Here is a 24,258-nt window from a genome sequence, read left to right as displayed (position 1 = left end):
CGCATGAGCGAATCCCTCGATCTGAGCCTGGAAGGCGTTGAGCGCCGCTCCTTGGCCGACTTCACCGAACAGGCCTACCTCAACTACTCCATGTACGTGATCATGGACCGCGCCCTGCCGCATATTGGCGACGGTCTGAAGCCCGTACAGCGTCGCATCATCTACGCCATGAGCGAGTTGGGCCTGGACGCCGACTCCAAGCACAAGAAGTCGGCGCGTACCGTCGGCGACGTGCTCGGCAAGTTCCACCCCCATGGCGACTCCGCCTGCTACGAGGCCATGGTGCTGATGGCCCAGCCTTTCAGCTACCGCTACACCCTGGTCGACGGCCAGGGCAACTGGGGTGCGCCGGACGATCCCAAGTCATTCGCTGCCATGCGTTACACCGAGGCGCGCCTGTCGCGCTACTCGGAAGTGTTGTTGACCGAGCTGGGCCAGGGCACTGTGGACTGGGTACCGAACTTCGACGGTACCCTGAACGAGCCGGCGACCCTGCCGGCGCGCCTGCCCAACTTGCTGCTCAACGGCACCACCGGCATCGCCGTGGGCATGGCTACCGACGTACCGCCGCACAACCTGCGGGAAGTGGCCGCTGCCTGCGTGCGCCTGCTGGATGAGCCGAACGCCACCGTGGAGCAGCTCTGCGAACACATCCTCGGTCCGGACTTCCCCACCGAAGCCGAAGTCATCACCCCGCGCGCCGAACTGCTGAAGATCTACGAGTCAGGTCGCGGCTCGGTGCGCATGCGTGCCGTATACCGTGTTGAGGACGGCGACATCGTCGTCACCGCTCTGCCGCACCAGGTCTCCGGTTCCAAGGTGCTGGAGCAGATCGCCGGCCAGATGCAGGCCAAGAAGCTGCCGATGGTGGCCGACCTGCGTGACGAATCGGATCACGAGAACCCCACCCGCATCGTCATCATCCCGCGATCCAATCGCGTGGATGCCGACGAGCTGATGCAGCATCTGTTTGCCACCACCGACCTGGAGTCCAGCTACCGGGTCAACACCAACGTCATCGGTCTGGACGGCAAGCCCCAGGTCAAGGACCTGCGCACCCTGCTCAGCGAATGGCTGACTTACCGAATCGGTACCGTTCGTCGCCGCCTGCAGTTCCGCCTGGACAAGGTAGAGAAGCGCCTGCACCTGTTGGACGGCTTGCTGGTCGCTTTCCTCAACCTGGACGAAGTGATTCACATCATCCGTACCGAGGACCAGCCCAAGCCGGTCCTGATGGCGCGTTTCGAACTCAGCGAAATCCAGGCGGACTACATCCTCGACACTCGTCTGCGTCAGCTGGCGCGCCTCGAGGAGATGAAGATCCGTGGCGAGCAGGACGAGCTGCTTAAGGAACAGAAGAAGCTGCTGGCACTGCTGGGCAGTGATACCAAGCTGAAGAAACTGGTGCGTGACGAGCTGATCAAGGATGCCGAAACCTATGGCGACGACCGTCGTTCGCCGATAGTCGCCCGTGCCGAAGCCCGTGCTTTGTCTGAAACCGAGCTGATGCCCACCGAGCCGGTGACCGTCGTGTTGTCCGAAAAGGGCTGGGTGCGCTGCGCCAAAGGCCACGATATCGATGCAACTGGCCTGTCCTACAAGGCGGGTGATGGCTTCAAGGCGGCAGCGCCCGGTCGCTCGAACCAGTACGCGGTGTTTATCGACTCCACCGGGCGCAGCTACTCGCTGGCGGCCCATTCACTGCCTTCGGCGCGAGGTCAGGGCGAGCCGCTCACCGGTCGTCTGACGCCGCCTCCGGGCGCCAGCTTCGACTGCGTGTTGCTCCCAGAGGACGACGCCACCTATGTCATCGCCTCGGATGCCGGCTACGGATTCGTGGTCAAAGGGGCGGACCTGCAGGCCAAGAACAAGGCCGGCAAGGCCCTTCTGAGTCTGCCCAATGGCGCCAAGGTGGTGGCTCCGCGGCCAGTACAGAGTGTCGAGGATGACTGGCTGGCAGCGGTGACTACCGAAGGTCGGCTGCTGCTGTTCAAGGTGGCCGACCTGCCGCAACTGGCCAAGGGTAAAGGCAACAAGATCATTGGTATCCCGGGAGATCGTGTCGCCAGCCGCGAGGAGTACCTGACCGACCTGGCAGTCCTGCCGTCTGGTGCGACCCTGGTCCTGCAGGCCGGCAAACGCACCCTTTCGCTCAAAGCTGACGACCTTGAGCACTACAAGGGTGAGCGCGGACGTCGTGGCAACAAGCTGCCGCGTGGTTTCCAGCGAGTCGATGCGCTGCAGGTGGAACCGCTGGCCTGACGCTGACGGCGGCGAATTGACGTGTTGCTATGGAGTCCTGCGTCACATTGACGGATGATATGTCCCCTCGCCATTCAGTGGTGGTGGCGAGGACGAATGAATTCGACTGCAGGCTGCCCACAAGGCGGCCGTGGGTGAGATTGATGACCGTGCGTTTTCCCCTGGCTTTGATGCTGGTGAGCCTCCTTGGCCTTGCTGGTTGTGTGCATAGCCCCTCCATTCCGATGTTTCAGCTGGACGCGGGCACCCCGGAGGTGCCCTCAAAGAAGGCTGGGATGCAAGTACTGCTCGGCCCGGTAACCGTGGCCGATTACCTTCAGCGCGAAACGCTTCTGCAGCGCCAGCCCGATGGCAGCCTGACCGCGGCGCCGGATGGCCGCTGGGCCGGCAGCCTGGCAGCGGATATCGATCAGGTGCTGCTACGTCAGCTGTCCTGGCGTCTGGATAGCCAGCGCCTGGTGCTGGCGCCCGGCAATCCTGGCTTTACGCCTGAAGTGCAGGTTCTGCTGACCATCAGCCGCCTGGACTCGGGCCCGCAACGCCCGGCTGTGCTGGAGGCCCAATGGCGCCTGCTGGATCGTGCAGGTCAACTGCGTGATAGCCGCCTGGTGCGCCTCGAAGAGGCCCATGCCGGTACCGCTGCCGATCAGGTGCGCGCGCAGAGCAAGTTGCTGCAGCAACTTGCAGAGCAGCTTGCTGCCGCGGTGAAACCCCTTGAAGGCCAGCCGGTTGTCGTCGAGGCGCCGCGCAAGCCCGCAGCCCCAGCGGCCCCGGCCAAGGCCAAGGAACCGCAGCCGCCGAAGATTCCCATGGCGGCGCCAGTGCGCACGGACGTGGAAGTCTTCCGCTTCTGATTTCAGGATCATGAAAAAGCCCGCTGATGCGGGCTTTTTCATGGGCGTTCGCCAGCTTTTTTGCCGTATTTCGTGACCAGACCGCGCACCGCTAAACCACTGATAGCCAGAGCGCCGCAGGGTAACCACACCCAAAGAGCCTCGGATTGCAGTACATCGAGCCCTCGCCGGGAAACGAAGCCAGCGATAAAGGGAGAAACCTCGATGGGGCGCCACGGCAGGAAGTAACGCTCCAGGTCCCACGGCCAGAGCCAGGCGACGCCCAGCCCGCCATCGGTCAATGCATCCAGCAGGCTGTGGCTGAAGGTGGCGAAGAAGATGAACAGTGCTGCCTTGGCTGGCCCGCATTGCAGTCCACGGAAAATGACTGCGGCGAATAGCCCGCAAAGAGAAGCGAACAGCAAGGAATGACTGAAACCGCGATGCCCGAAGGCGCCTGCGTAGGCGATGCCCAACTTGAAGGCCAGCACGTCAGCATCCGGGACGCAGGCGAAGATCAGCCCGGCTATCAGTAGCCGGGGCGGAATGATCCGTCTGCCCAAGGCAAGGCCAACGGCCAGCACGGGCAGGGGATGAGTAATCAGCGTGGTCATGGCCTGTCCTTGGCCGGATCGTCAGTGCCGTGCTGTTTCGTGCATGCGCGCCAACTGGCGCTCCAGCAGCGACGGATAGGGTTCCAGCAGGCGTTCGACGCAGCAGGCGCCTTCCGGGCTGGTGATGGAGCGGATGCGCGCACGCTGACGGACCAGTTCGTCGTCGGCGATGGCGCGCTCCACCAGCAGCAGGTTGCGGCTGTGCTGGCTCAGCGCCAGGGCGTTTTGGGTAGTGTCGTTGAGCAGAAGGTCGCCTTGGCCGAGGCTGGAAAGGTCATCACCCAGGGTTAGACCGAGTTGCAGTTGCAGGGTGATGCCGCTGTCGGCGACTTCGATTTGCAGGGCGTGACCCAGGGCACGCATGAGCTCGCCGCAGCAGAGGGCATGGGTTAGGTAATCCTCGCCGCCGTCCTGGCTGTGGAAAAGCATCAGGCTGCTGCCATCGTTCAGGGTCAGCAACTGACCGTGATAAAGGCGGGCCGCATGGTCGAGGCAGTCACGATAGCGCTGTAGCAGGTCCATCAATCGCGAGCGCGGCAGGCGGCGCAGTTGGTCCTGGGCACCCAGCTGGATGGCCAGGACTGCACTGTGCTGAGGCTCCTGCTGGATGACCGGGGCGGGAGTCGGGGCCGGTTCGGCCAACTCCTCACGCAGGTCGGCGAAGGGATCCTCGTCGTCCGGGGTGAACAGCTTGCTCGGCGTTTCGTCCTCGCCATCGAAGCTGTCATCACGTAGGTCGCGGACCTCGAACTGATCCTCGTCGTTCTGTTCTTCGTCCGGATAGTCTTCGTCTGCTTCGGCGAAGTCCTCTTCAGGGATTGGATCCAGCTCCGGCTCGGGCTCCGGTTTCTCCGGTACTAGGCGGGCTTGCAACTGGCGGGCGAGATCACCGATCTCGTCCTGGCGACCGGCACCTGGGGCAGGGTCGTCGGGGTCGCGCAGCCACACGCGCAGTTGCAGCAGCGGCGTGGAGATATGGCGGCCGAGGCGCAGGCTCAGGGACAGGGTCAACGCCAGCAGGATCAGGCTGAGCAGGCCCATGCTCTGCAGGCTGATGGTCATGGGCTGCTGGAACTGCTCCATGTCCAGGCTCAGGCGCAGGTGGCCGGCGATCACTTCCTGGAAGGTGATGGGCGTGGAGTACAGGCCCTCGGTTTCTCCCAGCAGGCCCTGTTTGGGGCGCGAGCCGGCCTCGGCGAGGATGCGGTTATCCACACTGTAGATGGCCGCGTGGGCAACCAGTGGATTCTTCACCAGGTTACTGAGCAGCACGTTGAGGCTGAGGATGTCGTTGGACACCAACAGCTCTGTGGCAGATGCGGCGGTTTGCGCCGTCAGGCTCTGGCCCAGTGCGTCGGCCTGCTGCTGCATGGCCTGCTTGAACTGCATGCCCATGACCCAGGCGTAGATCACCAGCGCCAGCGCTACCAGGAGCAGGCTATGGCTGGCGATGCGCAAGGCGATCGGCACGCGGCGCTGGCGCAGGGCGTGGAAGATCAGCAGGAAGAAGTTGTCGGGTTTGACAGGCGTGGGCCGGTTCACAGAGCGCGGCTCTTCTCGGACGAAATTGTGGCGCAGTATAGCGAGCGACCCTTGCAGGGCAAAGCGCCGGGCATGCTGCGAGTGCTGCGAAAGTGGGTAGAATGTGCGCCTTTTCATGCGCTGAGTGAGGTGCGCCTTGCGCGAAATAGTCCTGATCAACATCACTGGCGAGGACCGCCCCGGCCTGACCGCGGCCATTACCGGTGCTCTGGCCCAGGGCGGCGTGAATATCCTGGATATCGGCCAGGCGGTGATCCACGACACCCTGTCGTTCGGAATCCTGGTGGAGATTCCGGACAATGCCGGAGCCTCCGCCGTGCTCAAGGATGTACTGTTCACCGCCTACAAGCTGGACCAGCAGGTGCGTTTCACTCCGGTGCCCGAGGCGGATTACCAGCAGTGGGTCGATGGCCAGGGCAAGAGCCGATACATCGTCACCTTGCTGACCCGCAAGGTAACCGCCGAGCAGCTGCAGCGGGTGAGCTCGATAACCGCCAAGTACGGGCTCAACATCGATCATATCGACCGTCTGTCGGGTCGTATGCCGCTGGATACACCGGCCGATAAGGGCAAGGGCTGCATCGAGTTCTCCGTACGCGGTGAACCGGCGGACCCGGTGGCCCTGCGCGCCGAGTTCCTCAGCGTGGCCCAGGAGCTGAATGTCGACATCGCTTTCCAGCGCGATTCGTTGTTCCGTCGCAACCGCCGCCTGGCAGTGTTCGACATGGATTCGACCCTGATCGAAGCCGAGGTGATCGACGAACTGGCCAAGGCTGCCGGTGTGGGTGATCAAGTGGCCGAGATCACCGAGCGTGCGATGCGTGGCGAACTGGACTTCCGCGCCAGCTTCAAGGAGCGCCTGGGGCTGCTCAAGGGGCTGTCCGAGGATGTACTGGAAGAAATCGGCGCTTCCCTGCGGTTGACCGAAGGGGCGGAAACCCTCTTCGCCGAGCTCAAGCGCCTGGGCTACAAGACTGCGATCCTCTCCGGCGGCTTCAGCTACTTCGCCAAGCAATTGCAAGCAAAACTGGGCATCGACTACGTGTTCGCCAACGAACTGCAGATCGTCGATGGCAAGCTGACCGGCGTGGCCATCGAGCCAATCGTCGACGCGCAGCGCAAGGCCGACCTGCTGCGTGAGCTGGCGCAGAAAGAGGGCCTGCGGCTGGAACAGACCATTGCCGTCGGCGATGGTGCCAACGACCTGCCGATGCTGGGGCTGGCGGGGCTGGGCGTGGCCTTCCGTGCCAAACCACTGGTCAAGCAGTCGGCCAAGCAGGCCATCTCCACCCTTGGCCTCGATGGCATCCTTTATCTGCTCGGCTTCCGCGACCGCGACGGCAAGGACTGACAGTCGAGCTGGAAATGAAAAAGCCGCCTTCGGGCGGCTTCTTCGTGACTGGCGCTCACTCGTCGCCGGATGAGAAGTCGTAGTCCATCGCCTGGCTGGGGCCCTGCAAGTAATAGCCCTGGATGTAGTTGACGCCGGCCTGCCAGAGGGTCGCCAGCACACTGGCGGTTTCGACGAAGGGCACGATGGTCAGCTTGGCCTGGGCGTGCAGGCTGGCCAGCAGGGTCTTGAGGACTTCCTGGTTCTCCGCGCGGCTGAGGTCCTGGGTAAAGGAACCGTCCACCTTCACGAAGTCGATGGCGAGGTGCTTGAGAGTATTGAACGGGTTGAGGGCGCAGCCGAACTGACTGAGTGCTACCTGGCAGTGCAGTTCGGCGAGTCCCTGCGTCAGCGCCTTGGCTTGTTTGAGGTAGGCAATGGCGTCCGGTTCGCTGAACTGGAAAATCAGGGCGTCGGACGGCAGCCGCGCGGCCTTCAGCGCCACGCTGAGCCACGGCAGAAGGGTCTGGTCCTGCAGGCTGGCGCCTGACAGGTGGACGAAGAGCCGAGTGTTGTGGCCCTTGGTGCGGTGTTCGGCAAGCAGCTTGATGGAGTTGAGGATCACCCAGCGGTCGATCTTCTCGGCGAGACCAGCGTCCTTGGCAGCGTCGAGGAAGTCGGCCGGCGGTACTTCCTCACCTTGCGGGCTGAGCAGGCGCAGCAGCACTTCGTAGTGTTCGAAGCTGTCGCCGCGCAGGCTGATGATCGGCTGGAACAGTAGACGGAAGCTGTTGTTCTCCAGAGCCTGCTGGACCATTGCCACCAGGCTGCCCCGGTTGGCCGCCGCAGCGAGTTCATCGGCCGGGTTGTAGAGCTTGAGGCCGTTCTCGTCGCCCATCTCGTCGGCGCAGCGATGGGCGCGATCCACCACGTCCTGGGCTCTGGGCGTGGTTTCGCTTAGACCGGCAACGCCAATGCACAGGCTGAGCTGCACGGTTCGGCTGCTGACGTCGAACAGGTGGATGTCGATCTTCTTCAGCAAGCCCTGCAGCCCTTCGACGGCCTGTTCGGGCGTGATCCCGTGTTGCAGGACACTGAAAACGTCGTCGCCGTAGCGGGCGAGCTGTGCATCGCCGGCGAAGTGGGCACGTAGCAGGTTGGCGAGGTCAGTGAGCAGCAGGTCGACTCCGGCGATGCCGATTTCAGCCAGCAGGCTGGAATAACGAGCAACTCGGATGTACGCGAGACTCGATGGCTGACTGGTCTTGACGGCCCGCTCGGCGGCGATATCGAGCATCTCATTGAAGTGCGAGCGGTTGAACAGACCGGTGACCAGGTCCTGGCTACTGATCTCACGAAGCTTCTCTTCCAGTTCGCTGCTGTCGGTTTCAGCGCGGATCACCACCTGGATACAGGGCTCGCCATCGTAGGTGGCGGGAGAGAAGTTCATGCGTGCCTGGAAGCTCTGCCCATCGACCTTGCAGCCGTTGCAGGTGAGCTCTCCGCTGCCTTCGCCTTCGCGGTAGTTCTTCAGGAAGTCCTTGAATCCTGCCTGGTCAGCGCCGGCGATCAGATCGATCATCGGCATGCCTTCGAGTTCGTCACCGTCGTCGTAGCCGAACATCTCCACGTAGGCGCGGTTGGCATAGATGTGCATGCCGTCGTGCACGTAGGCAATGGCGTCGACCGAACTGTCCAGCAGCAACTGGCAGCGTTTCTCCGCTTCGCGCAGGCTGACTTCGGCGGCTCGACGAGCGCGGCGTTGTTCGAGGTTAGCCAGCTCGCGGTTGGCCACCAGCACCAGCCGCTCATCCTCGCCCTGGGGCAGGGCATCCTGGGCGCCCAGGGCCAGTGCTTCGGTTATGAGGTCGGAGTCGTTGTCCTGCACCAGCTGGATGAAGGGGATGTCCTTGGACTGGCGTCGAATGCTGCCGAGGGCTTCGCCGGGGCTCAGGTGTTCGCTACTTGGCGCGGCTATCAGGAGGTCCCAACTCTGCTGCAGGACCTCATTGAGATCGTCGGCGGAAAGGATGCGATGGACGCGAGTCGCGCGACCGGAGTTGCGGAACAGGCTGACCAGGCGCTCGGCTTCGTTCTGCGAGTCTTCCAGGATCAGCAGACGGATCGTTTTCTTTTCGATGGCCATGGCCTGTGCTTAGCGCCGAACGAGCGCGAATAGGCGACGAATGGTGGTGAGCCGGGAATCTACAGTGACTTCCATAGTGAGTCAAAATCTTCCTCGCCACCCTGTGGCTGGCTTCCCGAACCTGCGGCCGGTTTCCCTTGTGGAGGTGTTGGCTGCTCGAAAGTCCGGTACTCGAATTGGTTGAAACTGCCCGTGCTGGTGAGGCGCCGAGTCAGGATGGCACGGTGCTCATTGCCATGCAGATTGATTTGCACCTTGTTGCCTTCCTGGAAGGGTAGCCGCGGGGTGATCAGTGTGGCGGGACGGGAAATGGCACCGATGGCTGGGAGCAGCAAGGCTCGCAGGTAGTGGCTGTTCTGCTCGCCCTTACGCAGCAGCAGTACGCCACAGGATTGCGCCTGAGGTGCCGCCAGTTCGATGCCCATCTGCGTACCGCCACCGCGTACCTGGCGAATCCAGCGCACGACGGCAATGCTCCAGCCCTGGCCAGGCGCGTCCTGAACGCCAAGCAGCTCGCCGGCCTGCAGCTGGCTGGGTACTTCCTTTGGCCAGCTCAGGCAGTAGCCGCCCGGGCTGTGGTTGACCACGGCGACATTGAATGTTGGATAGCTTTCCGGCGCGGCACTGGCCTGGGGCGCTGGGGCGCCGCTCTCGGTAGCAGGCTTGGTGTACTCGATTTCTTCCAGTGACATGCCCGGCTGCCAGCCCTGGGTAGGCTGCGCATCGAAGGCGTTGGCCCAGACATCTTTCGCGATGGCGTTGCCGGCATCGCCGAACACCGGTTGGCTGATTTCCTGGGTGAGCTTGAGCACTTCGTTGAAGGGGCGGCTACCCGCGAGGAAGAAGTGCAGGGCGCTCATGCCGATGCACAGGGTCAGGCTGCCCTGGCCGGGATTGCGCTGGAAGGTTCTTTCGGAAATGTCGCCCCAGGCCGAACTCACATGCTGCAGGAGGTCGAGGGTCAAGCCTTCGGCCATCGGCAGGCGCGACTGGCCGCGCTGCTCGATCGGCAACTGCAGGTATTCCTTGATGGCGTCCACCAGCGGCAGTGGGTCGAGGCCCAGCAGGATACGCGGCTCGACTTCCTGGAAAAGCGACTTGTAACGAGGTGGGCCGTCGAGCTGTGGCGCCACGGCGAAGAGGCTGGAGGGCAGTTCTGCCGACTGCAGTCGTACCAGGGAACTCCAGGGTTCGAGGATTTCCGCCAAGCGTGCAATACCGTTCTGGCGCATCTGGTTACAGCGGGCGCAGCCCAGAAGCAGCGCCACCAGGTAGGTCTGCTCGACGCTCAGGCCCTCAGTGTGGCGGGCGAGCGGGTCGCGCACGGTCACGCGATGGAGCTGACGGCTTTGAGCCAGCTGGTAGAGCTGGTGCAGTTCCAGCCAGAGGCCTTCGGGGACCGGGCAATAGAGTTGGCTGGAGCGGATCAGGGGCCCGTTGAGGCTGTGCGCTGCGCGTTGCAGGGCGATGGCAAGGAGCTGGGCGCGGTCGCGGTCGCGGTCGCGGGTCGGGCGTGGCGACTCCTGCACGATGATCAGTTTGTAACCGATCGCCAAATGGTTCTGCAGGGCCTGGCAGAGGTTGGCAACCTTGCGCGGACGTTCATCCAGAACGATGGATTGGCCAAGGAAGTGCCGTTCCAGGTGCTGGCAGACGAAATGCACCTCAGGGCGCATCAGTTCCAGCAGTTGCAGGCGGTTCTCAGTCGGAGTGACCAGTTGGTTGAGTTCCACCAGGGCCTGGTAAAGCTGGCGAGCGGTTTCGCCGAGGTTGGCCTTGGGTAGGTGGGAGATCCAGCGTTTCAGCTCACGAGGGGTGGCATCGCAGAAGGACAGGCTCTGTTTGCTAGGCGCTGGTACGCGCAACAGCAGGTGAGGGCTCTGGTGCTCCATCCGGATCGGTTTCTCCGAATTCTCGTACTGGGGATGAGGTTGAATCTCAGCACTCTATCAGCATCTTTACCCGGTCGCAGCCTATCTATGGCAGGGGTGTAGAGGCGTTGGCAGATTCCTGCGGAAGTGTGCCGCTTTCTTGATCCGACCCCGACCGAACACAGCGGTTCGGCCGGGATGAGTACCAGGTCAGGCGCTCTTCGGCGTTGCCAGCAACTGACCCATGCGTACCTGGCTGCCGGGCCAGGCGCTCTCGGCCCAGCGCACCTGGTCCGGACCGAACAGGACGATGGCGGTGGAGCCCAGCTTGAAGCGACCGACTTCGTCACCCTTCTCCAGCGTGATGGGTGCGCGTGTGGCTTCGTCGTAGCTGAAAGTTTTCAGTTCGCGCTTGGGCGGCGTGACCAGACCGGCCCAGGTGGTCTCGATCGAGGCGACGATCATCGCTCCTACCAGCACCACGGCCATGGGGCCGCGCTCAGTGTCGAAGATGCACACGACACGCTCGTTGCGGGCGAACAGTTCGGGCACGTTTTCGGCGGTGCTCTGGTTCACCGAGAACAGGCGGCCAGGCACATAGACCATTTCTCGCAGGGTTCCGCCCAGCGGCGCATGCACACGGTGGTAGTCCTTGGGCGACAGGTACACGGTGGCGAATTCGCCTCCCATGAAGGGTGCTGCGCGATCAGCGTCGCCGCCCAGCAGTTCGAGCACGCTGAAACTGTGGCCTTTTGCCTGGAAGCAGCGGCCGTGCTCGATCGGGCCGATCTGGCTGATGGCGCCGTCGGCCGGGCAGAGGATGGCGCCGGGGCTCTCGTCCAGCGGCCGGGCGCCAGGCTTCAGCGCGCGGGTAAAGAAGTCGTTGAAGTGCTGGTAGGCGGTGAGGTCCTCGACCAGCGCTTCGCCCATGTTCACCTGGTAGCGCTTGGCGAACCAGGCAGTGAAGGCGTTCTTGAACCAGGGCGCGCGGCACTCGGCGATGCAGCCTGCCAGGCGCGAAATCAGGTGATGCGGCAGCAGGTACTGACTGATGATGAAGAGGCGTTCTTTCATTGGTTTTCCTTGATGGGGAGCTTTAGAGCTCGACCGGGGTGTCCGGATGGTTGCCCCATTCGGACCACGAGCCGGCATAGCCTTTCACGCGCGGGTAGCCCAGGGCCTTTGCGACCAGATAGGTGAAGCCCGAGCGGTGGTGCGTCTGGCAGTGAGTGATGATTTCCTTGTCCGGGGTGATGCCCAGGGACTGGAGGATCTCGGCCATGTCGGTGCGAATGCGCATGGCGCGAGCAGGGTCCATGCCGGCGGTCCACTCGAAGTTGACCGCGCCGGGGATATGCCCGCCCTTGGCGGCGAGCACCTTGGTGCCGTTGTACTCGCTAGGACCACGAGCGTCCCAGATTGCCAGGTCGGCGGCGCCAAGTCGGCCTTGCAGGTATTCCCGGGTGGCGGTGGGCGCGTCATGCAGGGTCAGGGCGATCGGGCCGCCAGCTGCTGCAGGAACGGTGTCCGATGTTTCACGGCTCTCGGCCAGCCAGGCATGCAGGCCGCCATCCAGGTAGTGGTAGCGGTGGTGGCCGATGACATCCAGCAGCCAGATGAAGCGGCCGGCCCAGCCGCCGCCCTCGTCGTCGTAGACCACGTAGGTGGCATCGGCGCGGTGGCCCAGTTCGCCGAACAGTGCTTCGAGGTCAGCCTTGGCCGGCAGCAGGCCAGGCGCGGGTGGTTGGCCCAGCTGGGTGCGTTTCGGGTCAACGAAACGGGCGCCCGGGATATGGCCTGCGGCATAACGGGCTGCGCTGGTGAGGTCGACCAGGATCAACTCGCCAGCATTCAGCAGGGGAGCCAGTTCGGCGGGCTCGATCACCAGCGGCAGGTTGGAGAAGGCGGACATGTAAGCCTCCATGAATGGACAAAGTGGCAGATTGTATAGGAAAGCCTAGCGGCCGCGGCTGGCGAAGCTGGCGAGGGCGCGCTCGATGCACTGGGCGGTCTTGGCGAAGGCGCGCAGGCTGAGCTCGGCGAAGGGGGCTCCGTTCTGGTCAGCCACCACCAGCATGGCCACCCGGCCGTTCACCGCGATGGAGCGCAACAGCAGATGGTGCCCCGGAAACAGGCTTTTCAGCTGGCCGGGCAGAAGTGCGGAGAATTGCGCCATGTTGTCAGGCCCCAGGCGCAGCTGACCGGGTTGCGCGAGCAAGCGCCGCAGCAACTGGCTCTGGCCGGGGTCCAGCTGTAAGCCGTTGGCCTCTTTTGGCAGTCCCGCTTGCTGCTGGGCAAGTAGACGGCTGTGGTTACGGTCAGCCAACAGCAGCAAGACACGGCGCATGCCGCTGCTTTCCAAGGCGTCCCGGGCGCATGCGGAGAGTTGCACGACATTGGTGAAGGGGCTGGGCTCGCGAAGCAGTTCACCGCAGTACCGGCGCCAGTCTTTCAGGGCCGCGCTGGTGGGGGTTGGTACGGCGGCGGGTTCGCGTCTCAGTCGATGCTCGTTCCAGGGCCAGAGCAGCGCTTCGGCGGGGTGCCAGAGATCGGTGCGTGCATGCAGGCGTCCGCTCTGCGCTGCGTGTTGGTGGACCTGCTGTTGCAGTTCGTCGAGGGGCATCTTCATGAATAGGCCGGTGAGACGCTGCCAGCGCAGGCTGTGCCCGTCGCCCCAGCCAGCATGGGCGGAAATCGCCAGGCCGTTGGCCAGCAGCACGGAGTTGCCCGGCTGGGTCAGCCAACGAGCCAGGGCGGGATTGCTGTCCAGCTGTTGCTGCTGGTGCAGTGGGTGCTCGTTGTCGCGGGCGATGTGCAAGGCCTGAACCAGCAAGCGGCGATCGTCGCTCAGCAGGCGATAGCCCTGGACGATCCAGTCGGGCAGTCTCCAGTGCGTGGCCAGGCCATGGCAGAGGCGGAGCAGTGGCACGCCGAGCAGTTCGCGCTCGACTTTGATGGCCGGCTCGCCTTCGCCCAGCACGCGTCTTTCCCAGATGTCGAAGAGCTCAGGGTGGCTGGCCAGCAACGGCCACAGGGGAGAAAGGAACAGCAGGCTGCACCAGTGGATTTCCTGCCAGAGACGGGCCAGGCGGGCGGCGAACAGGCCGTTCGCCTGCTGGGCGGCATGCTGGCTGATCAGTTGCAGCTGACGCAGACCGTGGGGAATTTCATCCTCAGGTACAGCTGGCAAGCGATTGAGCAGCACTTCCGCACGCTTCAGGCCGAGGCGGCTCAGGGCCACTTCCAGGCTTTCCGCAGGGCTGCTCAGCATACTGCCGCTGGCGTTGGCCTCGCGCAGCAGGCTGAGGGCCAGGGCGGGGCTGTCCTGGGTGAGGTCGGAGATGTCGCGCAGGGAGCGGCGGTTGTCCCCCAGGGCCCGGCGAACTTTCTCATGGGCGGCAGCGGGAACGGGCAGGCGCACCCCGTCGAGGTGCTTGATCCAGCCTTCGAGGCTGCGTGGCATGGGCTTTGCGGTTGACATAGGGGGCCGCCAATCTGGCTTTTCGCCTGAACAGGCTATAGTCTGGCGCATATTTTCCGATAATTAGAAGGGTCTCTTTTCATAACCCTTTCTACTGACTCTTCAAGCTTCCTTCCTATGGCAAAAATCATCGGCATCATCGTCGTATTCGCCAGTGTGCTCGGTGGATACCTCCTGTCACACGGCAAACTCGCCGCACTGATCCAGCCTTTCGAGGTAATGATCATCGGCGGTGCTGCGTTGGGCGCCTTCCTGCAGGCCAACCCTGGCAGCACGACAATGATCGTGTTCAAGAAGTCGCTGAAGATGTTCGGCACGCGCTTCACTCACGGTTTCTACCTCGAGGTGCTGCGCCTGCTCTACGAAATCCTCAACAAGAGCCGTCGCGAGGGGATGATGGCCATCGAGGCCGATATCGAAGACGCGGCCGCCAGTCCGATCTTCAGCAAGTATCCCGGTATCCTCAAGGATGAGCGGATGACTGCCTACATCTGCGACTACCTGCGCATCATGTCCTCCGGCAACATGGCGCCTCATGAGCTGGAAGGCCTGTTCGACATGGAGCTGGCCAGTTTGAAGGAAGAGCTGGAACACCCGGCCCACGCGGTCAACCGCATTGCCGATGGCCTGCCGGGCTTCGGTATCGTAGCGGCGGTACTCGGCATCGTGGTGACCATGGCCATGCTGGGCGAGGCCGAGCAGGCAGCCCTTGGCCAGCACGTGGGCGCGGCGCTGGTAGGTACCTTCCTTGGTATTCTCGCGGCTTACGGCTTCTTCGGACCGCTGGCGGTGTCCCTGGAGCATGACGCTCGCGAGGAATTGAACGTGTTCGAGTCCATCAAGGCCTGCCTGGTCGCCTCGGCCTCCGGCATGCCGCCGTCCCTGGCGGTGGAATTCGGCCGCAAGACCTTGTTCCCGGCTCACCGCCCGAGCTTCAGCGAGCTGGAGCAGGCCGTACGTGGCAGCTGAAGGCTGAGTCATGGAGAACAATCAGCCGATCATCGTCAAGCGCGTCAAGCGCTACGCTGCCGGGCACCACGGCGGCGCATGGAAGATCGCCTTCGCCGACTTCGCCACCGCGATGATGGCCTTCTTCCTGGTGCTATGGCTGATGTCTTCGGCGACTCCGGAACAGAAGAAAGCCATTTCCGGCTACTTCAAGGACCCTATCGGCTTCTCAGAGAGCGCCAGCCCCTATGTCATCGACCTGGGCGGGACGCCGACGCCTGCACCTGATCGCACGCTCAATCCTGAACTGAAGGACGCTCCGGACTCTCAGGAGTCGGCGGTCGACTCCTCCGACAAGGCGCCCGTGGATGCCAGCAAAGTGGAGACCCTTGCCGATCAGATCGAGCGGGAGCGCCTGGAGTTGCTGCTGCAGGAGCTGCAGAACAAGGTCGAAGAGAACCCCGAGCTACGCAAGTTCAAGGACCAGATCCTCTTCGAGATCACCCAGGATGGTCTGCGTATCCAGATCATGGACGCCGCCAACCGGCCCATGTTCGACCTCGGCAGCGCGCGCCTGCAGCCTTATTTCGAAGACATCCTGCTGATCCTCGCCGAGACCATCAAGGCTGTACCGAACAAGATCAGCATCAGCGGCCATACCGACGCCAAGCCCTATGCGGGGGATGGCGAGTTCGGCAACTGGGAGCTTTCCGCCGGTCGCGCCAACGCCGCGCGACGGACCCTGATCGCTGGCGGCTATCCGGAAGAGCAGGTTGCGCGGGTGGTGGGCTATGCCTCGTCGGCGCTGTTCGACCGCAAGGACCCGTTCAACCCGGTCAACCGCCGCATCGACATCATCGTCCTGACCAAGAAGGCCCAGCGCGCCATCGAGGGTGAGCAGGGTGATGCTGCCAAGCCTGAAGAACCGCAGTCGCAGCCCCAGCCGCCAGCCAGCGGAAGCGTCGCGCCGGAGGCACCGGTGAATGATCCGGCAGTGCCCGCCCAACCGCGTGAGCTACGGGAAAAGCTGAACATCTTCGAAAATGGCGTGTTGAAGATGGACGAGCCCAAGGGGCAGTGACCCATCCATGAAGTAAAAAGGCCACGCAATGCGTGGCCTTTTTTGGGGGCGGATGTCTGCCGACTCAGTACTCGTCCCTGGGCAGGCCGGAGAGGATGTGCCGGTAACTGGCCATTCGCTGCGGATGCACGCGGCCATCTTCCAGGGCCTTCAGCAAGGCACAGCCGGGTTCCCGGTCGTGCTTGCAGTCGCGGAAGCGGCAGGTACCAAGCAGCTCGTTGAACTCGATGAAACCAGCCTCGACGTCGCCACGGCTGACATGTCCCAGGCCAAACTCGCGGATGCCGGGGGAGTCGATCAGCTCGCCTCCGCCCGGGAAGTGGAACAGGCGCGCGGTGGTGGTGGTGTGAGTACCCTTGCCTGTGAGTTCGGAGAGCGCGCCGACGCGGGTATCCACGCCCGGCAGCAGGCTGTTGACCAGTGACGACTTGCCTACGCCGGACTGGCCGACGAACACGCTGATGTGCCCATCGAGGCGGGTCATCAAGTCTTCCATGCCGCCGCCTTCGCGAGCCGACACCTCCAGTAGCGGGTAACCCAGTTGGCGATAGACCCCGAGCAGGTCGTCCAGCATGGCGCTGTTTTCATCGTCCACCAGGTCGGCCTTGTTCAGCAGCAGCAGTGGATGGATGCCCGCGTGCTCGGCGGCGATCAGGTAGCGGTCGATCAGGTTGGCGTGCGGATGCGGGAGCGGGGCGAAGACGATGACGATCTGGTCGACGTTGGCCGCCACCGGCTTCAGTACACCACGCATGTCCGGCCGGCAAAGTTCCGAGCGGCGCGGCAGCTGGGCGACGATCACGCCGCTGCCCTGGTTGCCGTGGCGCCAGACGACTCGGTCGCCGGTGACCAGCGTCGGCAGGTTGGCGCGTAGGTGGCAGCGCACCACTTCGCCGGCCTGCTCGCCTTCCAGTGCTTCGACCTCCACCTGGACGCCGAAGTGGGCGATCACCAGGCCTGTCTGCTCGGGGCCAAGGTCGCCACCCTCGAGTTCTTCGAGCGCGCGCGTCTCCCGCTTGGCTGCGCGAGCAGCGCGTTCCTCTTGAACTTTCTCGATGCGCCAGCTCTGCCGGCGGGTAAGTTGGCGTTTGGCCATGGTGGTTCCGCTTGGAAAAAACCGCGCGAGTTTAGCACGCGGCCCGTATCCGCAGGCTCTAAGCTAGAATGCGCGCTTCGCCTTGGAGACCGAATATGCAGAATGCCCTGAACCTGATCTGGATCGATCTGGAAATGACCGGCCTGAACCCTGATACGGACGTCATTATCGAGATGGCCACCATCGTGACTGATAGCGAGCTGAACGTGCTGGCCGAGGGCCCGACCATCGCGATCCATCAGAGCGATGAGATCCTTGCCGGCATGGATGAGTGGAATACCCGCCAGCATGGCCAGAGCGGCCTGACCCAGCGCGTGCGCGAGAGCCGTATCAGCATGGCGGAAGCCGAGGCGCAGACCCTGGCCTTCCTCGATCAGTGGGTGCCCAAGGGTAAATCGCCGATCTGCGGCAACAGCATCTGCCAGGATCGCCGCTTCCTCTATCGTCACATGCCGCAGCTGGAAGCCTACTTCCACTACCGCAACCTGGATGTTTCCACCGTCAAGGAACTGGCCGCGCGCTGGTCGCCAAAGGTGCGTGACGGGGTGAAGAAGAGCAGCAGTCACCTGGCGCTGGATGATATCCGCGACTCGATCGCGGAGCTTCAGCACTACCGCGAGCATTTCTTCAAGATCTGATTCAGGCCGCGCTTGCCTTATGTCGGGCAAGCGCCCACTCCACATGCTCTCGAACCAGTGCCGACGGATACTCGCGGCGCAGGTTCAGCGCCTCCAGCACCGGAATGCTCGAAGGGGCATTGCCCAATCCCACCGCCAGGTTGCGTAGCCAGCGCTCATAGCCGGCGCGGCGCAGTGGCGAACCTTCGGTGCGACTCAGGAATTCTTCCTCGCTCCAGCGGAACAGCTCTGCCAGTTCGGCGTTGTCCAGGCCATGGCGCGGTTGGAAATCGCCTTCGTCGGACGGGCGGGCGAAGCGGTTCCAGGGGCAGACCATCTGGCAATCGTCGCAGCCGAACACCCGATTGCCGATCAGCGGACGCAAGTCTTCAGGAATGCTGCCTTTGTATTCGATGGTCAGGTAAGAGATGCAGCGCCGCGCATCCAGCTGGTATGGGCCTGCGAACGCGGCGGTAGGGCAGATATCCAGGCAGGCTGAACAGCGGCCGCAATGCTCGCTGCCGTGCGGTTCGTCCACCGGAAGGGGCGCGTCGATGAACAGTTCGCCGAGGAAGAAATAGCTGCCGGCCTTGCGGTTGAGCACCAAGGTGTTCTTACCGATCCAGCCCAGGCCGGCCTGCTCGGCAATGGCCTTTTCAAGCACCGGTGCGCTATCGACGAAGGCGCGGTAACTGAACGGGCCTATGGTCGTCTCGATGCGCTCGGCCAAGTGCTGAAGGCGCTTGCGGATCAGTTTGTGGTAATCACGCCCCAGGGCATAGCGCGACACATAAGCCTTTTCCGGCTGACCCAGCACCTTGGCCATGCGCGTGTCGCCGGGCAGGTAATCCATGCGCAGGGAAATCACGCGCAAGGTACCTGGCACCAGTTCGTCAGGATGCGAACGCTTACTGCCGTGGGCGGCCATATAGTCCATCTCGCCGTGGTAGCCAGCGTCCAGCCACCGTCGCAGATGGTTTTCATGTTCGCCGAGTTCCACGCCAGTGATGCCCACCTGCTGGAAGCCCAGTTCTCGGCCCCATTCCTTGATGGATTGAGCGAGAGAGGCGAGATCTTGCGTGGAAAGGGTCATGCTGGGGCGGGAAACCGGTGTAGAGGTGGATATAATTCTGCCAGACCTCGCAGCCGTAACCGAATCCGATGCTCTCTTCTCGCGACGACCTGCCACTTTCACTCCATTGCGCCGCCCAGGTGCGCGATCTCGACGCTCGCCTGATCGAGGCTGGCACCCCGGGTTTCGAGCTGATGCAGCGTGCCGCCCATGCAACTTGGCGCGCCCTGCGCCGGCGCTGGCCGGGGGCGGGCGGCCTCAGCGTGCTGGCCGGGCGCGGCAATAACGCTGGCGATGGATACCTGGTAGCTGCCTTGGCTCTGCGCGCCGGCTGGCGGGTGAAGGTGCTGGCTGTAGGTGCTGCCGATGCGTTGGCTGGTGATGCCGCATTGGCGCGGGATGAAGCCATTGCCGCCGGTGTAGTCGTCCAGCCTTGGAGCGAATGCGCAGCGCTTGAAGGCGTCGTAGTCGACGCACTATTGGGTACTGGCCTTGCCGGCACTGTGCGCGAGCCCTACGCGCAGGCCATCCGCCTGCTCAACGCCAGTGGCCTCCCGGTGCTGGCTGTGGATATTCCATCCGGCCTCTGTGCTGATACTGGTCGTGTGCTGGGCGTCGCGGTACGCGCAGACCTGACCGTGACCTTTATCGGGCTCAAGCTCGGCCTTTTCACCGCCGATGCGCCGAATCAAGTGGGGGAGTTGGTGTTCGATGACTTGCAGGCCGAACCTGCTCTGGTCGCTGCAACACCTCGAGTCGCCGAGCGCATGGCGGCAGGCAGTCTCCAGCGCCTGGCTCCAAGGTCGCGCACTGCACACAAGGGGCAGCTTGGACATTTGTTGGTGGTGGGGGGGGATCGCGGCCTCGGTGGCGCAGCATTGCTCTCGGCGGAGAGTGCGCTGCGCAGTGGGGCCGGGCTGGTGTCGCTGGCAACCCGTCCTGAGCATGTTGCCGCGGCGTTGGCGCGGCGTCCGGAAGTGATGTGTGCCGGGGTTAGCTCGGCCAATCAGTTGCTGGCCCTGGCAGAAAAGGCCGATGTACTGGTAGTGGGGCCCGGGCTGGGGCAGGGCGCCTGGGGGCGCAGCCTGATCAGCGCCGTGGCTGGTCTGAATGTTCCTCAGGTCTGGGACGCCGATGCGCTCAACCTGCTAGCCAGTAATCAAACGCAATTGCCTGCAGATGGGGTGATCACGCCGCATCCGGGCGAGGCCGCACGCCTGCTGGGTATTACGACCGGCGAGGTGCAGGCTGATCGACCGCGCGCGGCCCTGGCACTGGCGCAAAAGTACAAGGCCGTCGTCCTGCTCAAGGGCGCTGGCAGTCTTGTGGCGACCCCTGATGGTCGCCTCGCACTCTGTGACCGCGGCCATCCGGTGATGGCTGGGGCTGGGCTTGGCGATGTGCTCGCCGGGCTGATCGGCGCCCTGTTGGCCCAAGGTATGGACGGCTATGCCGCCACTTGTCTTGCTGTCTGGCTGCATGCCAATGCGGGCGAGAATCTGGCCCGGGCAGGCCGGGGGCTCGCTGCTAGTGATCTGATTCCAACCATTCGTCAGTTGCTCGAGGAGTTTGCACCGTGCCTGAAGTGATCCTTTATGCCGAGGGCGAGGAAGCCATGCTGGCCCTCGGTGCCCGTCTGGCGAACCTGACCGAAGGGCACGGCATTCTTTACCTGCATGGGGATCTGGGAGCGGGCAAGACCACGCTATCTCGCGGGCTCCTGCGGGGGTTGGGCCATGCCGGTGCGGTGAAAAGTCCCACTTTCACCCTGGTCGAACCATATGAAATAGGCGAAAAGCGGGCCTTCCATTTCGATCTATATCGCCTGGCGGACCCTGAAGAACTGGAGTTTCTGGGTATCCGCGACTACTTCGAAGGCGACGCCTTGTGCCTGATCGAGTGGCCCCAGCGGGGCGCCGGCATTTTGCCAAAGGCCGACCTGGACATTAACATTACGCCGCAAGCGGGCGGCCGTTCGCTGCGTTTTTCGCCACATACCGAGCGTGGCGAAGCATGGTGTGCCGCCCTGGCCTTGGGAGCATGAAAACAAAGATGGGGTGGGGTATGCGCTCGCGCGCACTGTTTGCCGGGATTGGGGTTCTGCTTGCGGCGTTCGCCGCTGATGTCCTGGCTGCCGCGGAGGTCCGCGGGGTGCGGCTTTGGCGCGCGCCTGACAATACCCGCCTGGTCTTCGATCTGTCCGGACCGGTGCAGCATTCCGTATTCACCCTGACGGCCCCCAACCGCATCGTCATTGATATCAATGGGGCTCAGCTGGCTACCAAACTGGAGCAGTTGTCCCTTAGCAATACGCCGATTACCAGCGTTCGCTCTGCCCAGCGCACCCCGACCGATCTGCGGGTGGTGATCGACGTATCGGCCGCTGTTACGCCGAAAAGCTTCTCCCTGGCACCCAACCAGCAGTACGGCAACCGCCTGGTGGTGGACCTGTTCGATCCGGAAGCCGCCGCCAACGAGGCCGTTTCACCTGAAGTGGCCACCGCGCCGAGCACGCCGCAACCGCCAGTGACGCCTACCCAGCCGGCACCCAGCAAATTGCCGCCGGTGCCCGGTGGCAAGCGCGACATCGTGGTCGCGATCGACGCCGGCCACGGCGGGGAAGACCCGGGTGCCCTCGGACCCAAGGGCCAGCACGAGAAGAACGTGACTCTGGCGATCGCCAAGGAGCTGCAGCGCCAGATCAGCCAGGAGAAAGGCTTCCGTGCCGAACTGGTGCGCACCGGCGACTACTTCATCCCGCTGCGTAAACGTACGGAGATCGCCCGCAAGAAAGGCGCTGACCTGTTCGTCTCCATCCATGCCGACGCCGCCCCCAGTCGCAGTGCCTTTGGCGCCTCGGTATTTGCCCTGTCGGACCGTGGCGCCACCTCGGAAACCGCGCGCTGGCTGGCCGATAACGAAAACCGCTCCGACCTGATCGGAGGCGTGGGCAGTGTCAGCCTCGACGACAAGGACCGCATGCTTGCCGGCGTTCTGCTGGACCTGTCGATGACGGCAACCATGTCTTCCAGCCTCAATGTCGGGCAGAAGGTGCTGTCCAACGTCGGCCAGGTCACTTCGCTGCACAAGCGTCGGGTGGAACAGGCGGGGTTCATGGTGCTGAAATCGCCAGACATTCCATCGATCCTCGTGGAAACTGGTTTCATCTCCAATCACAACGAATCCCAGAAGCTGGCATCGCCGAGCCACCAGCAGGCGCTTGCTCGCTCGATAAAGACCGGCGTGAAGCAGTTCTTCCAGCAGAATCCGCCGCCCGGTACCTACATCGCCTGGCTGCGTGATCAGGGCAAGATCGCCATCGGCCCGCGCGAGCATGTCGTCACCTCCGGCGAGAGCCTGGCGCTGATTGCGCAACGTTACGAGGTGAGCATGGCCGCCCTGCGCAAGGCCAACTCGCTGTCCAGCGACAACATCAAGGTCGGTCAGACCCTGAACATCCCTGCCGCGACTCTGGCGGCACAGCCATGAGTGATCTGCCGCGCATCCAGCTGCTGAGCCCGCGGCTGGCGAACCAGATCGCCGCCGGCGAGGTAGTCGAGCGTCCCGCTTCCGTCATCAAGGAACTTCTGGAGAACAGTCTGGATGCTGGCGCCCGGCGTATCGATGTCGAGGTGGAACAGGGCGGGATCAAGCTGCTGCGGGTGCGTGATGATGGTGGTGGCATTCCAGCGGACGACCTGCCCCTGGCGTTGGCGCGCCACGCCACCAGCAAGATTCGCGACCTGGAGGACCTGGAGCGGGTGATGAGCCTGGGGTTCCGTGGCGAAGCACTGGCTTCGATCAGTTCCGTTGCACGGCTGACCATGACATCGCGTACCGCCGATGCCGACCAGGCCTGGCAGGTAGAAACCGAGGGGCGCGACATGGAGGCCCGGGTCCAGCCTGCTGCGCATCCGGTGGGTACCTCGGTGGAAGTTCGCGACCTGTTCTTCAATACCCCGGCGCGGCGCAAGTTCCTGCGTGCCGAGAAAACAGAGTTCGACCACCTGCAGGAAGTCATCAAGCGCCTGGCTCTGGCTCGCTTCGATGTGGCTTTCCATTTGCGGCACAACGGCAAGACCATCTTCGCTCTCCACGAGGCGCGCGACGCCGTCGCTCGCGCCCGCCGGGTCGCAACGGTCTGCGGTCCTGCCTTTCTGGAGCAGGCGCTGCCCATCGAGATCGAGCGCAACGGCCTGCATCTCTGGGGTTGGGTAGGCCTGCCCACCTTCTCCCGCAGTCAGGCCGATCTGCAGTACTTCTATGTGAATGGCCGTATGGTGCGCGACAAGCTGGTGGCCCACGCGGTACGCCAGGCGTACCGGGACGTCCTCTACAACGGCCGGCATCCGACCTTCGTGCTGTTCTTCGAAGTCGATCCGGCCGTGGTCGATGTCAATGTGCACCCGACCAAGCACGAAGTGCGCTTCCGTGACGGCCGAATGGTCCATGACTTCCTCTACGGCACCTTGCACCGTGCTCTGGGCGAAGTGCGTCCGGAAGACCAGCTTGCGGCACCGGCCGCCACCGACGCAGTAGTGCGTCCGAGTGGTCTTGCAGCGGGCGAGTTCGGTCCGCAGGGCGAGATGAGCCTGGCGGCCAACGTGCTGGAGCGGCCGTCAGCCGAACCGGTCTGGAGCCCGCCCTCCGGTGGCTACCAGGCACCGCGTCCTCAGCCATCCATGCCGATTGCAGAGGCCCAGGGTGCCTACCGTGAGTTCTTCGCACCTCTGTCGACGGTTTCCACACCAGCTGCGCTGCCCGAAACCCAAGGTGATGTTCCGCCTCTGGGCTATGCCCTGGCGCAGCTCAAGGGCATATACATCCTTGCGGAGAACGCCCAGGGGTTGGTCCTGGTGGATATGCATGCGGCCCATGAGCGCATTACCTATGAGCGCCTGAAGGTGGCCATGGCCAGTGAAGGGCTCAAGGGGCAGCCGCTATTGGTGCCGGAATCCATTGCGGTCAGCCAACGTGAGGCGGACTGCGCCGAAGAGCATGGCGAGTGGTTCCGTCGTCTTGGCTTCGAGCTGCAGCGTCTTGGTCCGGAAACCTTGGCCATCCGCCAAATACCGGCCCTGCTGAAGCAGGCAGAAGCCTCCCAACTGGTGCGAGATGTGCTCTCCGATCTGCTCGAGTACGGTACGAGCGACCGCATTCAGGCGCACCTTAACGAGCTGCTGGGCACCATGGCGTGCCACGGAGCTGTACGCGCGAATCGTCGCCTGACTCAGCCGGAAATGAATGCCTTGCTGCGCGATATGGAGCACACGGAGCGCAGCGGCCAGTGCAACCATGGGCGTCCGACCTGGACGCAATTGGGTATGGATGATCTGGACAAGCTGTTCCTTCGTGGTCGTTGAGC

19 protein-coding genes are annotated in these 24,258 nt (G+C 63.5%); 10 read left to right on the top strand and 9 right to left on the bottom strand.

Features of this window, described 5'->3' with window-relative positions; genetic code table 11:
• Positions 1–3: 3 nt before the first annotated feature.
• Positions 4–2,262, top strand: coding sequence for a DNA topoisomerase IV subunit A (parC, locus tag SA496_RS23575; protein WP_153918120.1), 2,259 nt, complete (start codon positions 4–6; stop codon positions 2,260–2,262).
• Positions 2,263–2,402: 140 nt separating this feature from the next.
• The gene (locus SA496_RS23570; protein WP_120655338.1) at positions 2,403–3,116 is read left to right on the top strand and encodes a PqiC family protein; all 714 of its coding nucleotides are present in this window, start codon (positions 2,403–2,405) and stop codon (positions 3,114–3,116) included.
• Between the two features lie 38 nt (positions 3,117–3,154).
• On the opposite strand, the gene SA496_RS23565 is transcribed toward SA496_RS23570, so the two are convergent.
• The gene (locus tag SA496_RS23565) at positions 3,155–3,709 is read right to left on the bottom strand and encodes a metal-dependent hydrolase (RefSeq protein WP_330114555.1); all 555 of its coding nucleotides are present in this window, start codon (positions 3,707–3,709) and stop codon (positions 3,155–3,157) included.
• Positions 3,710–3,730: 21 nt separating this feature from the next.
• Positions 3,731–5,251, bottom strand: a complete 1,521-nt coding sequence (locus SA496_RS23560; RefSeq protein WP_330114553.1) for an AhpA/YtjB family protein — start codon at positions 5,249–5,251, stop codon at positions 3,731–3,733.
• Positions 5,252–5,387: 136 nt separating this feature from the next.
• On the opposite strand from SA496_RS23560, the gene serB reads away from it, so the two are divergent.
• A complete protein-coding gene (serB, locus tag SA496_RS23555; protein ID WP_120654226.1) occupies positions 5,388–6,602 on the top strand; it encodes a phosphoserine phosphatase SerB in 1,215 nt (404 codons plus the stop codon).
• A 55-nt stretch (positions 6,603–6,657) separates the two neighbouring features.
• Here the strand turns inward: serB and SA496_RS23550 are convergent, their stop codons facing one another.
• The 5 genes from SA496_RS23550 to SA496_RS23530 all read right to left on the bottom strand — a co-directional run bounded on the left by SA496_RS23550 (position 6,658) and on the right by SA496_RS23530 (position 14,079).
• Positions 6,658–8,727 (bottom strand): EAL domain-containing response regulator, encoded by a 2,070-nt coding sequence (locus tag SA496_RS23550; protein ID WP_120654227.1) that lies wholly within the window; start codon positions 8,725–8,727, stop codon positions 6,658–6,660.
• Between the two features lie 59 nt (positions 8,728–8,786).
• Positions 8,787–10,619: a molecular chaperone gene (locus tag SA496_RS23545; RefSeq protein ID WP_330114552.1), complete on the bottom strand. Its 1,833-nt coding sequence runs from the start codon at positions 10,617–10,619 to the stop codon at positions 8,787–8,789.
• A 189-nt stretch (positions 10,620–10,808) separates the two neighbouring features.
• The gene (gene asd / locus SA496_RS23540; RefSeq protein ID WP_120654229.1) at positions 10,809–11,672 is read right to left on the bottom strand and encodes an archaetidylserine decarboxylase; all 864 of its coding nucleotides are present in this window, start codon (positions 11,670–11,672) and stop codon (positions 10,809–10,811) included.
• A 22-nt stretch (positions 11,673–11,694) separates the two neighbouring features.
• Positions 11,695–12,510: a thiosulfate sulfurtransferase gene (gene rhdA / locus SA496_RS23535; protein WP_120654230.1), complete on the bottom strand. Its 816-nt coding sequence runs from the start codon at positions 12,508–12,510 to the stop codon at positions 11,695–11,697.
• Between the two features lie 45 nt (positions 12,511–12,555).
• Complete coding sequence (locus SA496_RS23530) at positions 12,556–14,079, bottom strand: HDOD domain-containing protein (protein WP_153918112.1); 1,524 nt, start codon at positions 14,077–14,079, stop codon at positions 12,556–12,558.
• A gap of 117 nt (positions 14,080–14,196) precedes the next feature.
• Here SA496_RS23530 and motA point away from each other — a divergent pair, with 117 nt between their 5' ends.
• Both motA and motB read left to right on the top strand, forming a co-directional pair.
• Complete coding sequence (gene motA / locus SA496_RS23525) at positions 14,197–15,048, top strand: flagellar motor stator protein MotA (protein WP_120654232.1); 852 nt, start codon at positions 14,197–14,199, stop codon at positions 15,046–15,048.
• Between the two features lie 10 nt (positions 15,049–15,058).
• Positions 15,059–16,108, top strand: a complete 1,050-nt coding sequence (gene motB, locus SA496_RS23520; protein WP_120654233.1) for a flagellar motor protein MotB — start codon at positions 15,059–15,061, stop codon at positions 16,106–16,108.
• Between the two features lie 64 nt (positions 16,109–16,172).
• Here motB and rsgA read toward each other — a convergent pair whose 3' ends face one another.
• Positions 16,173–17,204 (bottom strand): small ribosomal subunit biogenesis GTPase RsgA, encoded by a 1,032-nt coding sequence (gene rsgA, locus SA496_RS23515; protein WP_153918110.1) that lies wholly within the window; start codon positions 17,202–17,204, stop codon positions 16,173–16,175.
• Positions 17,205–17,299: 95 nt separating this feature from the next.
• On the opposite strand from rsgA, the gene orn reads away from it, so the two are divergent.
• Positions 17,300–17,842: an oligoribonuclease gene (orn, locus tag SA496_RS23510; RefSeq protein WP_120654235.1), complete on the top strand. Its 543-nt coding sequence runs from the start codon at positions 17,300–17,302 to the stop codon at positions 17,840–17,842.
• A 1-nt stretch (position 17,843) separates the two neighbouring features.
• Here orn and queG read toward each other — a convergent pair whose 3' ends face one another.
• Positions 17,844–18,914, bottom strand: a complete 1,071-nt coding sequence (gene queG / locus SA496_RS23505) for a tRNA epoxyqueuosine(34) reductase QueG (RefSeq protein WP_330114551.1) — start codon at positions 18,912–18,914, stop codon at positions 17,844–17,846.
• Between the two features lie 68 nt (positions 18,915–18,982).
• Here queG and SA496_RS23500 point away from each other — a divergent pair, with 68 nt between their 5' ends.
• Genes SA496_RS23500 through mutL form a run of 4 tightly spaced genes read left to right on the top strand, consistent with a single transcriptional unit; the run spans position 18,983 to position 24,256 of the window.
• Positions 18,983–20,482: an NAD(P)H-hydrate dehydratase gene (locus SA496_RS23500; protein WP_330114550.1), complete on the top strand. Its 1,500-nt coding sequence runs from the start codon at positions 18,983–18,985 to the stop codon at positions 20,480–20,482.
• Positions 20,470–20,937, top strand: a complete 468-nt coding sequence (gene tsaE / locus SA496_RS23495; RefSeq protein ID WP_120654238.1) for a tRNA (adenosine(37)-N6)-threonylcarbamoyltransferase complex ATPase subunit type 1 TsaE — start codon at positions 20,470–20,472, stop codon at positions 20,935–20,937. The genes SA496_RS23500 and tsaE overlap by 13 nt, the downstream gene beginning before the upstream one ends.
• Before the next feature lie 8 nt (positions 20,938–20,945).
• Positions 20,946–22,382, top strand: coding sequence for an N-acetylmuramoyl-L-alanine amidase (locus tag SA496_RS23490; protein WP_153918230.1), 1,437 nt, complete (start codon positions 20,946–20,948; stop codon positions 22,380–22,382).
• Positions 22,379–24,256, top strand: coding sequence for a DNA mismatch repair endonuclease MutL (mutL, locus tag SA496_RS23485; protein ID WP_330114549.1), 1,878 nt, complete (start codon positions 22,379–22,381; stop codon positions 24,254–24,256). The genes SA496_RS23490 and mutL overlap by 4 nt, the downstream gene beginning before the upstream one ends.
• Positions 24,257–24,258 lie beyond the last annotated feature (2 nt).

The sequence above is a fragment of the Pseudomonas sp. JS3066 genome (genome assembly GCF_036328175.1).
Lineage (GTDB): Bacteria > Pseudomonadota > Gammaproteobacteria > Pseudomonadales > Pseudomonadaceae > Metapseudomonas.
This window is presented reverse-complemented; position numbering and strand designations above follow the sequence as displayed.